This window comes from Streptomyces capitiformicae (assembly GCF_002214185.1).
Taxonomy (GTDB): Bacteria; Actinomycetota; Actinomycetes; order Streptomycetales; family Streptomycetaceae; genus Streptomyces; species Streptomyces capitiformicae.
This window is the reverse complement of sequence record NZ_CP022161.1, coordinates 1,454,367-1,469,403: the sequence shown is the minus strand read 5'-3', so window position 1 is coordinate 1,469,403 and position 15,037 is coordinate 1,454,367. Positions and strand designations below refer to the sequence as shown.

Genomic DNA, 15,037 nt, shown 5'->3' with positions numbered 1-15,037 from the left:
CATACACCGGCCAGTCTCGCATTCGCACAGGTCGGACGGTGTGCGCGGTGCCTTGACGACCCGTCTTGCCCTCAGCACCATGACGGAGGCCGCATGGGGCGACCACACCGTCACAAGCCACACATCGCACGTCACACGTCACGCAAGCACTGCCGAAGGAGCGGATTGCATGACTTTGGTGACCGCGACGCCCCGGCGGCGCCTCGTCGACCACGGTGCCTGGTTCCTGGTGCTGCCCGCGCTGATCCCGATACTCGTTCTGAGCGTCGGACCGCTGCTCTACGGGATCGCGCTGGCGTTCACCGACGCCCAGTCGGGACGGACCGAACCCACCCAGTGGATCGGCACCCTCAACTTCCGGGACCTGCTGCACGACACCCTGTTCTGGGACTCGTTCCGGATCGGCCTGCTGTGGGCGGTCGGCGTGACCGTGCCGCAGTTCCTCCTCGCACTCGGCCTCGCCCTCCTCCTCAACCAGCGGTTACGACTGCGTTGGCTGGCCCGCGCCCTCGCCATCGTCCCGTGGGCGATGCCCGAGGTGGTGGTCGGCATCATGTGGCGGCTGGTCTACAACCCGGACGCGGGCATCCTCAACGAGACCATCCGCGACCTGGGCCTCGGCGACGGCCGCGACTGGCTGAGCGGGCTGGCGACCGCCCTGCCCGCCGTCGTCGTGGTCGGAGTCTGGGCGGGCATGCCCCAGACCACGGTCGCCCTGCTCGCCGGTCTGCAGAACACGCCGCGCGAACTGCACGAGGCCGCCGCGATGGACGGCGCGGGCGCCTGGCGGCGCTTCCGCACGGTCACCTGGCCCGCCATCAGACCCATCGCCCTCGCGATCACCGCCCTCAACTTCATCTGGAACTTCAACTCCTTCGCCCTGGTGTACGTCCTGACCAACGGCGGCCCGGGCGGCCGCACCCGCCTGCCGATGCTCTTCGCGTACGAGGAGGCCTTCCGCTACGGGCAGTTCGGATACGCGGCGGCGATGGGCTGTGCGATGGTCGCGGTGATCTCGATCATCCTCGCGTTCCATCTGGCCGGCCGGCTGAGGCGGGGCGGTGATGAGACATGAGGACCAGCAGGGCGGCCCGCGTCGGCCAGTACGCGGCCCTGCTCGCCTATCTCGTCTTCCTCGCCTTCCCCTTCCTCTGGCTGATCTCCACCGCCTTCAAACCGGCCCGCGAGCTGGGCAGTCTCCACCCGACCTGGATCCCGGAGAACCCGACCCTCGCCAACTTCCGGCAGGCCTTCGACGAGCAGCCCTTGTGGGACGCCGCGCTCAACTCGCTGGTCGCGGCGCTCGGCGCGGCCGTCGTCGCCGTACTGATCGCGACCCCGATGGCGTACGTCATGGCCCGGCGCCGTACGACGCTGTCGCGGATGGCGACCGGGTGGGTCGTGGTCAGCCAGGCGTTCCCGTTCGTGCTGGTGATCATCCCGCTGTTCCTGGTGCTCAAGAACCTCCGGCTCATCAACTCCGTGCCCGGCTTGATCATGGTGTACGTGGTGTGGGCGCTGCCGTTCGCGCTGTGGATGCTCGTCGGCTACGTACGGGCCGTGCCGGCCGAGTTGGAGGAGGCGGCGGCGGTCGACGGGGCCGGGAAGGTGCGGACGCTGGTGTCGGTGACGGCGCCGCTGCTGGCGCCGGGCATCGTGGCGACGGCGCTGTTCGCGTTCATCACCGCGTGGAACGAGTTCTTCTTCGCACTCGTGCTGCTCAAGACCCCGGAGAAACAGACCCTGCCGGTCGTCCTCACCCACTTCATCGGCGCGGAGGGCGTGGCCGACCTCGGCCCGCTGGCCGCGGCGGCGTTCCTCGCGACGCTGCCCTCGCTGGTCGTCTTCGCGATCATCCAGAAACGGATCACGGGCGGCATGCTCGCCGGGGCGGTGAAGAGCTGATGCGCACACGATGGCTGATCGCGGCCCTGCTGCTGTGCCTCCTCGCCACCGGCTGTACGGGCGACGGCGGCGGCTCCGACGACGGCCGTATCACTCTCCGCTTCCAGTCCCTCGCCTGGCAGGAGGAGTCCGTCGAGGCCAACAAGGATCTGGTCGAGGAGTGGAACGCCACCCACCCGGACATCGAGGTCGAGTACGTACAGGGGAGTTGGGACAGCGTCCACGACCAGCTGCTCACCTCCTTCGAGGGCGGCGAGGCGCCGGACATCATCCACGACGCCTCCGACGACCTCGCGGACTTCGCCTACGGTGGCTACCTCGCCGATCTGCGCGAGCTGCTGCCCGAGCGGCTCAAGTCGGACATCCCGCGGCGCAGCTGGGAGACGACGACCTTCGGGGACGGCATCTACGGGGTGCCGTTCCTCCAGGAGCCGCGGGTCCTGATCGCCAACGCCACATGGCTCCGCGAGTCCGGTGTGCGCATCCCGACCCCCGAGGACCCGTGGACGTGGGAGGAGTTCCGGGACGCGGCCGAGGAGTTGAGCGGCGACGGCAGGTACGGCGTCGCCTGGCCGCTGAAGGAACCGGTGTCGGCCACGCTCAACCTGTCGCTGTCGGCGGGCGGGCAGCTGTTCCACCGGGACGCGGACGGCAAGGTCGAGGTCCGCTTCGAGGCCGCCGACGCGGTCGTACCGAAGACCGTGCACGACGAGGTGAACACCGACGAGAGCGCGCCCGGCACCACGCTCGGCATGGGCGGCTCCGACACGCTGCCCGGCTTCTTCGGCGGCAGGTACGCGATGGTCCCGCTCGGCTTCTCCTACCGTCAGCAGATCGTCCAGCAGGCCCCCGAGGGCTTCGACTGGCAGGTGCTGCCCGCCCCGGCCGGCGCCGAAGGACTCACCCAGGGCGTCAGCCCGCAGACCCTCTCCATCGCCGAGGACAGCCCGCACAAGGAGGAGGCCGCCGCGTTCGTCGACTTCCTCCTCCGCCCCGAGAACATGGTCCGCCTCGCCCTCGGCGACTGGATGCTCCCCACCGGCACTGAGGCCCTCAAGGACCCCGACCTGCGCACCACCGAGCACGACTGGGCGACCGGCACGGCCCTCGCCGAACACCTCCGCTCCGCCCCCGCCCAGTCCGTACGCGGCTACCCCGAGTGGAAGGACAAGGTTGCCACCCCCGCCTTCCAGGAGTACTACAGCGGCGCCATCGACCTGGACGAACTGCGCGAACGGCTGGAGGAGGACGGCAATCTCGTGCTGGCCCGCTATCAGCGCTGAGCGGCACGCAGAGCCAGAGCCTCCTGGAAGTCGGGGTGCGCCTCGGCGAACCGCTGACCCGCCGTCAGGGCGCTCGCCCGGTCGAACAGCGCTCGGGCGAGCGGTGCGCTGCCGGCCGCCGCGTCCTCGGCGTACAGCCTGCGGGCCAGCGCCACACCCTCCTCGAACAGCGGCAGCACGGGCTCCAGGAAGAGATAGCCGCGCCGGTGCACGGCGTGCAGTGCGGACCGGACCGTCAGCCGACGGTGCGCCAGGACGCGCTCGGCGAGATCCGCGTCCAGAGCCGGCGCGTCCACGGCGGCACGCAGCGCGGGCAGTTCGGCGAAGTAGCGCTCCCGGACATCGGGCGTCGTCTTCCCGATCTCCGCGCCGAAAGCCGGGGCCGAACGGCCAGGCGCCGGCAGTTCCGGGGCGCGGCCGGACAGCCCGAACAGGACCGCCCAGTACGGGAACAGATACGCACCTGGGCTGAGGTCACCGCTCGCGGCGAACCCGGCCAGCAGTTCCCCGGCCTCGTCGTACGCGGCGGAGGCGGCCTCGAACTCCCCGTATCCGTCCAGCAGTTCCGCGAGCCGGAGCAGGGCGAAGAGCAACAGCGACCGGGATGTCCGCCGGTCGGAGGAGAGTACGCTCCGCTCCATCTCGACCAGCTCCCGCGTGGCGGCCTCGGCCCTGTCCCGCAGCCCGGCCGCCTCCGCCTCGGCCATCCATTCGAGCACGGCCCAGGCGGCGCCTCCGCTCTGCGGCCCGTACGGCCGGGCATGGCGGACGATCTCCTCGTGCAGCGCGGCGGCCTCACGGTGCCGGCCCTCCTCGGCCAGGGCCCGCGCCCACAGTTCGAGCGCGGACCACGCCGGACCTCCCCGACCGTCCTCCAGGTCGCCACGGCCGATCTCCGCCATCTCCTCGCGCAGCGCCAGCCCCTCAGCACGCCGACCGATGACGAACAGGTGGTTCTGGAGGCTGTCCAGTGCCTTGAGCAGCACCTCCGTACGCATCGGATCGGACGCGTCCAACGCGTACGCGGCCTCCGCCGCCTCCTCGAACAACGCCAGCCGGGCCTGTGGCAGTTCGTCGAAGACGTCGCCGTAGCCGAGATGCACCAGGGCCCGCGACAGCCGGGGCAGATAGGCCGCCGGGCTCACCCGGGCCAGCACCCGGCATGCCTCGACCTCCTCCCGCGGTGTCGGTCTGCCGGAGCCCAGCAGCACGTTCCTGGCCCGCAGCACCGCGTCCTGATCCACGTCGCCGGTCATCGTCCCCCCGTCTGTTGTCACCCTGCGCGTCTGTCACCCGATCGCGCCCGAACGTTTATATGGCATCCGGTGCTCGCGGAAGCGAAAGCGGGTTGCACGAGACGTCTCGTCTCGCGTATGGTCTCGCCCATGACCTCCCACATCGCCATGTTCTCCATCGCCGCCCACGGCCACGTGAACCCGAGCCTCGAAGTGATCCGGGAACTGGTCGCCCGCGGGCATCGCGTCACCTACGCGATTCCGCCGGCCTTCGCCGAGAAGGTGGCGGAGACCGGTGCCGAGCCGAAGCTCTGGCGCTCGACGCTGCCCGGCCCTGACGCCGACCCCGAGGCATGGGGGAGCACGCTCCTCGACAACGTGGAGCCGTTCCTCGACGACGCGATCCAGGCCCTGCCGCAGCTCATCGAGGCGTACGAGGGTGACGAGCCGGACCTCGTGCTGCACGACACCGCCTCCTACCCGGCCCGTGTCCTCGCCCACCGCTGGGGCGTCAAGGCGGTCACGCTCTCCCCGCACATGGTCGCCTGGGACGGCTACGAGGAGGAGGTCGCCGAACCCATGTGGGCCGAGCCGAAGAAGACCGAGCGCGGCAAGGCGTACTACGCCCGCTTCCAGGCCTGGCTGGACGAGAACGGGATCGACCTGGACCCCGACTCCTTCGGCGGCCGACCCGACCGCTCGCTCGTCCTCATCCCCAAGGCGCTCCAGTGGAACGCCGACCGGGTCGACGAGAACCGCTACACCTTCGTCGGGGCCTGCCAGGGCGACCGCGCGGCCCAGGGCGACTGGCACCGGCCGGCCGACGCGGAAAAGGTCCTGCTCGTCTCCCTCGGCTCCGCGTTCACCAAGCAGCCCGACTTCTACCGCGAGTGCGTCAAGGCCTTCGGTGACCTGCCCGGCTGGCACATGGTGCTCCAGGTCGGCCGGCACGTCGACGCGGCCGAGCTGGGCGAGATCCCCGCCAACGTGGAAGTGCGGGACTGGGTACCGCAGCTGGCCATCCTCAAGCAGGCCGACGCCTTCATCACCCACGCGGGCGCCGGCGGCAGTCAGGAGGGGCTCGCGACCGCCACACCGATGGTCGCCGTACCGCAGGCCGCCGACCAGTTCGGCAACGCCGACGTGCTCCAGACCCTCGGCGTCGCCCGCCACGTCCCCATGGACGAGGCGACGGCCGAGACCCTGCGCGAGGCGGTGCTCTCCCTCGTCGACGACCCCGAAGTGGCGCGCCGCCTCAAGGAGATCCAGGAGGGAATGGCGGGCGAGGGCGGCACCCGACGGGCCGCCGACCTGATCGAGGCGGAACTTCAGTAACGGCCCCATAACGGCAGGGGGGCGCGGGAAGGTCATCGACTTGGTTGCATGGTTCGACCGTCACCCCCTGTGAAAGGTTGCGTCGGCCGCTTCTTGTGCCTTGGGTGAACGGCTCTCAAGCTGAGTATGAACTCAATTCGAACGCCAGGAAGTTGAGTCATGCGCCGAGACATACCCGACCTCGCAGAGGTGCGCCGCGTCACGCAGAAGAAGCGCGACGCGTGGTGGACCGTGCTGCTCGTCGACCCGGTCGCCACACCGCTGGTGCGGCTGACCGCGAAGTACACGAGGATCACGCCCAACCAGCTGACCTGGGGCGCCTTTCTGCTGGGCCTGGTCTCGGCCGCCTGCTTCGCGCTGGGCGACTGGCGCTGGCTGATCGCCGGCGCGGTCGTCTACCACCTGAGCTTCGTCCTCGACTGCATGGACGGCAAGGTCGCCCGGCTCACCGGCCAGGGCTCGTTGTTCGGCGCCTGGCTCGACTTCGTCTTCGACCGTATCCGGGTGGCGGCGTGTGCGGTGGCCCTGATGGCCGGGCAGTACTACCGCACGGGCGAGACCCTCTACATCTGGCTCGCCGCCGCCGTCATCGGCTTCGACGCGCTTTGCTACATCAACTCCCTGGAGACCTTCAAGGTCCGCCACACCATGCGCAAGCAGATCAAGGCCCGGCTGCGGGCGGCCCGCCGCGCCGAGAACGAACGCGAACTCACCTTCATGGAAGACCTGCTGCGCGACAACCCCGAGGCGGACATCGAACAGGATCTGCGCACGGTCGCCGCCGAGGTCACCGAGGCAGCGCCGCAGGCCCAGGTCGTCGACCTGCACCAGGAGTTCCGCCGCCGCTTCCCCCTGTATCTGCGGGCCCGGTCCTTCCTGCTGCGCCACCGCGTCCGCCCTCATCTGATCAGCGGTATCGAGTTCCAGATGGGCGTCTTCATGATCGGCCCGTTCCTCGACTCGGTACTGGCCGCGACCGTCGTCTCCGGCGCCCTGCTGCTCGTCTTGGAGCTGACCATCATCTACAAACTGCTGCTGTCGACCCGCGACTTCACCCGCACTCTCGACTCCTTCGACCGCGAGACGGTCGCCAAGGCGGCCTGAGCCCGCACACACGACCGTGGCCGGAGCGGACAACCACCCCCGGCCACGCCCGAATCGGTCCACCCGATGACCCCGCCAAAGCGGGGCTCCCCTCGCCGGATGTCGGATGATGTCGCCATGACGACGTACGCGGCGCTGTTGCGCGGAATCAACGTGGGCGGCAGCAAGAAGGTCCCGATGGCGGACCTCCGCGCCCTGCTGAACGACCTCGGCCACGACGCGGTGGCCACCTACCTCCAGAGCGGCAACGCGGTCTTCATCGCCGACCACGGGGACGAGGACTCCCTGGCGGCGGAGATCACGGCGGCCATCGAGAACCGCTTCGGGTTCACCGTCGACGTCCTGGTCCGCGACCACGCCTACCTGGAAGCGGTACGCGAGGCCTGCCCGTTCCCGGCGGCGGAGCTGGAGGGCAAGCAGCTGCACGTCACGTACTTCTCGGCGGCCGTGACCCCCGACCGCTTCTCCGCGATCGACCAACAGGCCTTCCTGCCCGAGGAGTTCCGGCTGGGCGACCGCGCCCTCTACCTCTACGCCCCCGAGGGCCTGGGCCGTTCCAAGCTCGCGGAGGCCCTGGCCAGGCCGCGCCTGACGAAGGGCCTGATCGCCACCACCCGCAACTGGAACACGGTGGTGAAGCTGGCCGAGCTGACCCGGCCCCACTGAGGCGCGCCTCCGAGGGGCGTCGCGTTTGTTCAAGAACCCGGCGCGCGCCGTCCCTAGCGTGAGGCGCATGAAGAACCACGACTCGTACCCGTACATGGTCGAATGCGCCGCGGAGGCGGCCCGCGTCGCCCGCGGCGTCACGGCGGCCCACCTTCCCCTCCCCACCCACTGCGGCGACTGGGACGTCCGAGCCCTGGTCAACCACTGGGTCCTCTACACCTCGCACGGCCTCGAACACCGAGCCCTGCGCAAGCCCCTCCCCGAGGAACTGGCGAAGCGCGACTTCACCGCCGACCCGGACTGGGCCGAGGCCTACGCAACCCAACTGGACCGCGCGGTCGCCGCCTGGGCCGACCCCGCGCTGTGGGAAGGCGAGATCGACCTCGGCATGGGCTTGCTCCCGGCCGCCGATCTCGCCGGCATGATCATCAAGGAGATGGCCGTCCACGGCTGGGACGTCGCCACCACCACCGGCCAGGATTTCCGTGTCTCGGAGGAAGCCGCCCGCTTCGTCCTCGGCGTCGTCGAAACCCACGCCGACCTCTACCGCCAGTACGACGGCTTCGCCGACCCGGTACCGGTACCGGCCGACGCGCCGACGTTCGACCGGGCGCTGGCATCGAGCGGCCGGGACCCGCGACAGCGCGCGTCGCACTGAGGGCGAGGGGGTGTGGTGAAAGTCCCGCACAGCACCCACGGCGCCCGGCACGCTGGGGGCACGCACCGGCTGTGACATCCGCCGCTGTCGCGGCGGGCGCGGGCACCGCACAGGACTTTCACCACACCCCCCAGGCTTCAGGCCCCCACCACCGCCCGCACCGGAACCGACGCCTCGTCGTACCGCCGGAGCAGGACTCGTGCCACCTCCGGTGCCGGGCCCAGTACGTCGGCGAGGATGTCTGCCCGCGCCGCGCCCCGGGCGATGCGGTCCGGGAGGAAGCCGGGGGCGAGGACGTACGGGGCCACGGCGACGCGTTCGCAGCCGAGGGCTCGCAGTTCGCGGACGGCGTCCTCGGTGCGCGGAAGGGATGCGGAGGCGAACGCGGGTCGCACGGCGCACCAACCGGTGTGCCACCACTCCCGCGCGATGTCGGCGATCACCGCGATCGCCTCCGGGTCGGTGGACCCCGCCGAGGCCAGCACGACCCCGGTCGAGGACTTGTCGGCGGGGCTCAACCCCGCCTCGTACAGACGGCGTTCGAGGGCGGCGAGCAGCAGCGGGGAGGGGCCGAGGACCTCCGCCTGGCGGATGCGCAGCTGCGGCGGAGCGTCCCGCAGGACCGCCGGGATGTCCGCCTTGGCGTGGAAGGCCCGGGTCAGCAGCAGGGGCAGGGCCACGACGTCCCGTACGCCCTCCGCCGCCAGGTTCTCCAGCACGCCCTGCACGGACGGGATGTTGAAGTCCAGGAAGCCGGTCTCCACGCGCAACCCGGGGCGCATCGCCCGTACCCGCCGTACGAGGGCGTGCACGGTCGCGGCGTGCCGCGGGTCGCGGCTGCCGTGGGCGATGACGAGGAGGACGGGGCTGCGCATGGGGTCGACTCTCTCCCAGCTCTCTCAGCGGTACGAGCTCAGCGGGTCACGAACTCAGCGGTTCACCAGCAGACCGCGGCTGCGCAGGACCCACCGCTCCAGCGGGCTGAAGATCAGCAGGTCGATGGCGATACCGACGATCAGGATGAGGATGATGGCGAAGAAGACCTGGGACATGCTGCTGTTGGTGCGGCCCGCCTCCAGCAGCTGGCCGAGGCCCGTGCCCATGTCCGGTGCCTGCGCGATGATCTCCGCGGCCATCAGTGAGCGCCACGAGAACGCCCAGCCCTGCTTCAGACCGGCGACGTAGCCGGGCAGCGAGGCGGGCATCACGATGTGCCAGGTGCCCTTCAGCCCGGTCGCGCCCAGGGTGCGGCCGGCCCGCAGGAACAGCGGGGGCACCTGGTCGATGCCGGAGACCAGGCCGTTGGCGATGGAGGGGACCGCGCCGAGCAGGATCACCGCGTACATCACCGAGGGTTCCAGGCCCAGCCAGATCACCGCGGGCGGCACCCACGCCACCGACGGCAGCGACTGCAGACCGGAGAGGATCGGGCCGAGCGCCGCGCGGACGATCCGCACCCGGGCCACCAGCAGACCCAGCGGCGTGCCGATCACCAGGGCCAGCAGGAAGCCGAGCAGACCGCGCGAGACGGACGTCCAGATGTACTCGTGGAGCGTGCCCTGCAGCCAGGACTGCCGCAGCTCCTCCCACACCGCGGACGGCGCGGGCAGCTTGTAGCTCTCGGTGACCTCCGCCGAGACCAGCAGCTGCCAGACCACCAGCACCAGGGCGACGGCGATGACCGGTGGCAGCACCTTCTCGACGAGGACCTGCCTGAGCGGCGGGCGCCCGGTCTGCACCGACTCCAGCGCGTCGAGGCCCGCCTCCAGGCCGGCGAGGTCGTCGGAATCCTTCCCGGGACCGGGACCCGGAGCGGCGTCGGCCGTGGTCTCAGTGCTGGCCATGGCGGCGGATCTCCTTGCGCAGTTCTTCGGTGATCTCGACGGAGAGCTCCGCCACGGCCGTGTCCTCGATACGGCGCGGCTGCGGAATGCCCACCGTCCACTCGCGGGCCACCCGGCCGGGGCGCGAGGACAGCAGTACGACGCGCTCGGCGAGCCGTACCGCCTCGCGCACGTTGTGCGTCACGAACAGCACCGACAGCCTCGTCTCGCTCCAGATGCGGGTCAGCTCGTCGTGCAGCACGTCACGGGTGATGGCGTCGAGCGCGGCGAACGGCTCGTCCATCAGCAGCAGCTTGCTCTCCTGGGCCAGCGCGCGGGCCATGGCGACCCGCTGGCGCATACCGCCGGACAGCTCGTGGACGCGCTTGCCGTACGCGCCCTTGAGCCGGACCAGCTCCAGCAGCTCCTCGGCCCGCTCGCGCCGCTCGTTCTTCGGAACCCCCCTGAGCTTCAGGGCGAGTTCGACGTTCTTGCCCGCGGTCAGCCACGGGAACAGAGCGTGCTCCTGGAACATCAGGGCCGGACGTCCATCGGTCGTGATGCTGCCCGAGGTCGGCCTGTCCAGCCCTGCGACCAGGTTGAGCAGCGTCGACTTGCCACAGCCCGAGGCACCCAGGAGGGTGACGAACTCGCCCGGAGCGACATCGAGGCTGATGTCGTCCAGGACGAGCTGCTGCCCGGCAGGCCCGGGGAAGGACTTCGAGACATGCTCGATACGGGCGGCGTGCTCGACCGCGAGAACGCTGTCGGCGGCCTTGGCGAGGGCGGTTGCCATGGTCGTCACCTCCTGGGAATCACTGGGAACTCATCGGACTCATCAGACTTCTCTGGCTTCTCGGTCACTTGACGCCGAGCCCGGCGTCGTCGACCTCGGGTTCACCCGCGGCCTTGAGGACCTTGTTGAGCGGCCTCACGTCGTAGATGCCGTCCAGCTTCGGCTGCTCCAGCAGCCCGGCCTTGACCGCGTGGTCCGCCTCGGTCCGCAGGGTGGACGCCAGCGGGTCGTCGACGAACTGGATGGACTCCCACGCCGGGCCGAGCACGTTCGCCGGGAGTTCCTTGCCGGAGTCGGCCTTGAGCTGGGCGTTCGCCGACGCCTTCGCCTTGTCGGGGTTGGCGGCGATCCACGCGTTGGTCTCCACCGAGCCCCGCAGCACGGCCTCGACGACCTTCGGGTACTTCTTCAGGAAGTCCTGCCGCACGATGATGTTCGTGATCACGAACTTCTTGTCCGGCCACAGGTCCGCCTCGTCCAGCAGCACCTTCGCGCCCTCGGCGACCAGCTTGGACGCGGTCGGCTCCGGCACCCACGCGCCGTCGATGGAGCCGGACTTGTAGGCGTTCGGCGCGATGGCGTTGTCCGTGCGGACCACCGACACATCGCCCTGGCCGCTCTGCGCGTCGACCTTCCAGCCCTGCTCCGCGATCCAGTTGAGGAAGGCCACGTCCTGCGTGTTGCCGAGCTGCGGGGTGGCGATCTTCTTGCCCTTGACGTCCTTCAGGGTCTTGATCCGGTCCGGGTTCACCACGAGCTTGACCCCGCCGGACGCCGCACCGCCGATGATGCGCAGGTTCGTGCCGTCCGCCTTGGTGTAGCCGTTGATCGCCGGAGACGGGCCGATCCAGCCGATGTCGATGGACCCGGCGTTGAGCGCCTCGATCTCCGAGGGCCCCGCGTTGAAGGCCGTGTACTCGGCCTTCGTGGCGCCGAGCTCCTTCTGGAAGAACCCCTGGTCCTGCCCGACCAACGCGGTCGCGTGCGTCAGATTGCCGAAGTAGCCGATCTGCACGGCGTCGAGACCGTCGATCTTCTCGGCGCCGGCGGCGATCCGCTGCCTGCCGTCGCTCTTGGCCTGGGAGCCGTAGCCGCAGGCGGCGAGCGTGAGCAGGGGGAGCGCGGCGAGGACCGCGAGGGTACGGCGTACGGCGGGTGCGACAGGCACGGGAGGGGTTCCTCTCGTAGGCCCGGCGGTCACGGTCTTTCAGGTCGTGGCCGGGAGATCGGCAGGTCGTCGTCTACGGCGGGCATGTGGGCCGGGCCCGTACGGCATCACGCACATCGGGCGACTCCGCCCTGCCCTCCCCCAAACTCCGTTCGGGGGCACCCCCAGCCAAGGGCGCCGCTGCCGACCCGGCCGCCCTCCTTCGCGAACGTCGCGTAGTAGTCCAGGGAGTTCATGTCAGAAGTCCCACCCGTCGTCCTCGGCCTCGTCCTTGACGGGCTCGGGCGAGGCGAACGACTCGCCGACCATGCCGGCGGTCAGCGTCGTACCGTCGGCCGGGTCGATCAGGATGAACGAACCGGTGCGGCGGGAGTCGGCGTACGAGTCGACCGGCAGCGCCTCAGCGGCGCGGATCTTCACCCGGCCGATGTCGTTGGCGACGAGCTGCCCGGGGTGCGGGTGCAGGGACAGGTCGTCGAGCGTGAGCCGCGACGGGATGTCCTTGACGATCGCCTTGACCGTACGGGTGCCGTGCTTGAGCAGCACCCGGTGGCCCACGGTGAGCGGCTGGTCGGCGACATGGCAGACGGTCGCCTCGATGTCCTGCGTGGTCGAGGGCGCGTCCTTGCTCGGCACGATCAGGTCACCGCGCGAGATGTCGATGTCGTCCTCCAGCAGGAGCGTCACCGACTGCGGGGTGTAGGCCGCCTCGACCGGCTTGCCGAGCAGGTCGATGCCCGAGACCTTCGTCGTACGGCCGGAGGGGAGCACCGTCACCGGGTCGCCGACCCGGAACGTACCGGCCGCGATCTGACCCGCGTACCCCCGGTAGTCCGGGTGCTCGGCCGTCTGCGGACGGATCACGAACTGCACGGGCAGCCGGGCGTGGCAGTGCGCCATGTCGTGGCTGACCGGCACGGTCTCCAGGTGCTCCAGGAACGTCGGCCCGCCGTACCAGTCCATGTTCGCGGACGGCTCCACCACGTTGTCACCGGCCAGTGCCGAGATCGGGATGGAGGTGACCTCGGGGACGCCCAGCTCGGTCGCGTACGCCGTGAACTTCTCGGCGATCGACGCGAAGACCTGCTCCTCGTAGCCGACGAGGTCCATCTTGTTGACGGCGAGGACCACGTGCGGGACGCGCAGCAGCGCGGCGATCGCGGCGTGCCGGCGGGTCTGCTCGACGACACCGTTGCGGGCGTCGACGAGGATCACCGTCAGCTCGGCGGTGGAGGCGCCCGTCACCATGTTGCGGGTGTACTGCACATGGCCGGGCGTGTCGGCGAGGATGAACCGGCGGCGGGCGGTGGCGAAGTAGCGGTACGCCACGTCGATGGTGATGCCCTGCTCCCGCTCGGCCCGCAGACCGTCGGTGAGGAGCGCCAGGTCCGGGCCCTCCTGGCCACGGCTCGCCGAGGCGCGCTCCACGGCCTCCAGCTGGTCGGTGAGGATCGACTTGGAGTCGTGCAGCAGCCGGCCGACGAGCGTGGACTTGCCGTCGTCGACCGAACCGGCGGTCGCGAAACGCAGAAGGGTCGTCTCGGTGAGTTCCGTGGTCGTGCTCATGCTTAGAAGTACCCCTCGCGCTTACGGTCTTCCATCGCGGCCTCGGACAGCTTGTCGTCGGCGCGGGTCGCGCCCCGCTCGGTGAGCCGGGACGCGGCGATCTCGGCGATGACCTGATCGAGGGTCACCGCGTCGGAGTCGACGGCCCCGGTACAGGACATGTCACCCACGGTCCGGTAACGGATGAGGCGCTTCTCGACGGCCTCGCCGTCCTTGGGGCCACCCCACTCGCCGGCCGTCAGCCACATACCGGCCCGCATGAACACCTCACGCTCGTGCGCGAAGTAGATCTCCGGCAGCTCGATGCCCTCACGGGCGATGTACTGCCAGACGTCCAGCTCGGTCCAGTTGGAGAGCGGGAAGACGCGGACGTGCTCGCCCGGCGCGTGGCGGCCGTTGTAGAGCTGCCACAGCTCGGGCCGCTGCCGGCGCGGGTCCCACTGCGAGAACTCGTCCCGCAGCGAGAACACCCGCTCCTTGGCGCGGGCCTTCTCCTCGTCCCGACGGCCACCACCGAAGACGGCGTCGAACTTCTCCGTCTGGATCTTCTCCGTCAGCGGCACCGTCTGGAGCGGGTTGCGGGTGCCGTCGGGGCGCTCCTTGAGGACTCCGCGGTCGATGTAGTCCTGCACGGAGGCCACATGCAGCCTGAGGCCGTGCTTCTCGACGGTCCGGTCGCGGTAGTCGATGACCTCGGGGAAGTTGTGCCCGGTGTCCACGTGCAGCAGCGAGAAGGGGATCGCCGCCGGGGCGAACGCCTTCAGCGCCAGGTGGAGCATGACGATGGAGTCCTTGCCGCCGGAGAAGAGGATCACCGGCCGCTCGAACTCGCCCGCCACCTCGCGGAAGATGTGGACGGCCTCCGACTCCAGGGCGTCCAGGTGCGAGAGGACGTACGGGGTGCCGGTCTCCTCGGAGACGGTGGCGACGGTCGTCGTCATGCCAGACCCCTCTCGGTGAGCAGCTTGTGGACCAGCGCCGCGGACTCCCGCACCGTCTGGTCCTGCGACTCGATACGCAGATCGGGGTTCTCGGGCGCCTCGTACGGGTCGTCGACCCCGGTCAGCCCGGAGATCTCACCGGCGGCCTGCTTGGCGTACAGCCCCTTCACATCGCGTACGGAGCACACCTCGACCGGCGTGGCCACATGCACCTCGAGGTAGGCGGCGCCGCTCGCGTCGTGCCGCTTGCGGACGGCCTCGCGGCTGTCGGCGTACGGCGCGATGACCGGCACCAGTGCCTTGACGCCGTTACGGGCGAGCATGTCGGCGAGGAAGCCGATGCGCTGCACGTTGGTGTGCCGGTCGGCGCGGCTGAAGCCGAGGTCGGCGGTGAGGAACTCACGGATCTCGTCGCCGTCGAGCACCTCGACGAGGTGGCCCTCCTCGCGCAGCCGGCCCGCGAGCTCGTACGCGATGGTGGTCTTGCCGGCGCTCGGCAGACCCGTGAGCCAGACGGTGGCTCCGGTCGTCACTTGGTTCTCCTGGTTCGTCACAGG

At 70.2% G+C, this 15,037-nt stretch carries 14 protein-coding genes and 1 pseudogene; 7 read left to right on the top strand and 8 right to left on the bottom strand.

What is annotated here, in order from left to right; translation table 11 throughout:
* Window positions 1-169: 169 nt before the first annotated feature.
* The 3 genes from CES90_RS06530 to CES90_RS06520 are packed head-to-tail and all read left to right on the top strand — an operon-like array spanning window position 170 to window position 3,188.
* Entirely contained in the window at window positions 170-1,075 is a 906-nt protein-coding gene (locus CES90_RS06530) for a carbohydrate ABC transporter permease (protein WP_189780408.1), read from the top strand.
* Entirely contained in the window at window positions 1,072-1,905 is an 834-nt protein-coding gene (locus tag CES90_RS06525; protein WP_189780407.1) for a carbohydrate ABC transporter permease, read from the top strand. Before CES90_RS06530 ends, CES90_RS06525 begins: the two co-directional genes overlap by 4 nt.
* Window positions 1,905-3,188 (top strand): ABC transporter substrate-binding protein, encoded by a 1,284-nt coding sequence (locus tag CES90_RS06520; protein ID WP_189780406.1) that lies wholly within the window; start codon window positions 1,905-1,907, stop codon window positions 3,186-3,188. The genes CES90_RS06525 and CES90_RS06520 overlap by 1 nt, the downstream gene beginning before the upstream one ends.
* Here the strand turns inward: CES90_RS06520 and CES90_RS06515 are convergent.
* Complete coding sequence (locus CES90_RS06515) at window positions 3,179-4,444, bottom strand: ATP-binding protein (protein WP_189780405.1); 1,266 nt, start codon at window positions 4,442-4,444, stop codon at window positions 3,179-3,181. The genes CES90_RS06520 and CES90_RS06515 overlap by 10 nt on opposite strands.
* A gap of 59 nt (window positions 4,445-4,503) precedes the next feature.
* Between CES90_RS06515 and CES90_RS06510 the strand changes: the two are divergent.
* The 4 genes and pseudogenes from CES90_RS06510 to CES90_RS06495 all read left to right on the top strand — a co-directional run bounded on the left by CES90_RS06510 (window position 4,504) and on the right by CES90_RS06495 (window position 8,186).
* Window positions 4,504-5,758: pseudogene (locus tag CES90_RS06510) on the top strand (glycosyltransferase).
* Window positions 5,759-5,917: 159 nt separating this feature from the next.
* Window positions 5,918-6,862, top strand: a complete 945-nt coding sequence (locus CES90_RS06505; RefSeq protein WP_189780403.1) for a CDP-alcohol phosphatidyltransferase family protein — start codon at window positions 5,918-5,920, stop codon at window positions 6,860-6,862.
* A gap of 117 nt (window positions 6,863-6,979) precedes the next feature.
* Window positions 6,980-7,528: a DUF1697 domain-containing protein gene (locus CES90_RS06500; RefSeq protein WP_189780402.1), complete on the top strand. Its 549-nt coding sequence runs from the start codon at window positions 6,980-6,982 to the stop codon at window positions 7,526-7,528.
* Between the two features lie 67 nt (window positions 7,529-7,595).
* Window positions 7,596-8,186 carry a TIGR03086 family metal-binding protein gene (locus tag CES90_RS06495; protein WP_189780401.1) on the top strand — a complete coding sequence of 197 codons (591 nt, stop codon included), beginning with the start codon at window positions 7,596-7,598 and terminating at the stop codon, window positions 8,184-8,186.
* Between the two features lie 137 nt (window positions 8,187-8,323).
* Here CES90_RS06495 and CES90_RS06490 read toward each other — a convergent pair whose 3' ends face one another.
* The 7 genes from CES90_RS06490 to cysC form a co-directional block, all read right to left on the bottom strand.
* On the bottom strand, window positions 8,324-9,061 hold the full coding sequence (locus CES90_RS06490) for a sirohydrochlorin chelatase (RefSeq protein ID WP_189780400.1): 738 nt from the start codon (window positions 9,059-9,061) through the stop codon (window positions 8,324-8,326).
* A 54-nt stretch (window positions 9,062-9,115) separates the two neighbouring features.
* Window positions 9,116-10,030: an ABC transporter permease gene (locus CES90_RS06485; protein WP_189780399.1), complete on the bottom strand. Its 915-nt coding sequence runs from the start codon at window positions 10,028-10,030 to the stop codon at window positions 9,116-9,118.
* Window positions 10,017-10,805, bottom strand: a complete 789-nt coding sequence (locus tag CES90_RS06480) for an ABC transporter ATP-binding protein (RefSeq protein WP_189780398.1) — start codon at window positions 10,803-10,805, stop codon at window positions 10,017-10,019. The genes CES90_RS06485 and CES90_RS06480 overlap by 14 nt, the downstream gene beginning before the upstream one ends.
* A 64-nt stretch (window positions 10,806-10,869) precedes the next feature.
* Complete coding sequence (locus CES90_RS06475) at window positions 10,870-11,973, bottom strand: aliphatic sulfonate ABC transporter substrate-binding protein (RefSeq protein WP_189780397.1); 1,104 nt, start codon at window positions 11,971-11,973, stop codon at window positions 10,870-10,872.
* A 237-nt stretch (window positions 11,974-12,210) separates the two neighbouring features.
* A complete protein-coding gene (locus CES90_RS06470) occupies window positions 12,211-13,539 on the bottom strand; it encodes a sulfate adenylyltransferase subunit 1 (RefSeq protein ID WP_189780396.1) in 1,329 nt (442 codons plus the stop codon).
* A gap of 2 nt (window positions 13,540-13,541) precedes the next feature.
* Window positions 13,542-14,480: a sulfate adenylyltransferase subunit CysD gene (cysD, locus tag CES90_RS06465; RefSeq protein ID WP_189780395.1), complete on the bottom strand. Its 939-nt coding sequence runs from the start codon at window positions 14,478-14,480 to the stop codon at window positions 13,542-13,544.
* On the bottom strand, window positions 14,477-15,013 hold the full coding sequence (gene cysC, locus CES90_RS06460) for an adenylyl-sulfate kinase (RefSeq protein ID WP_189780394.1): 537 nt from the start codon (window positions 15,011-15,013) through the stop codon (window positions 14,477-14,479). Before cysC ends, cysD begins: the two co-directional genes overlap by 4 nt.
* Window positions 15,014-15,037 lie beyond the last annotated feature (24 nt).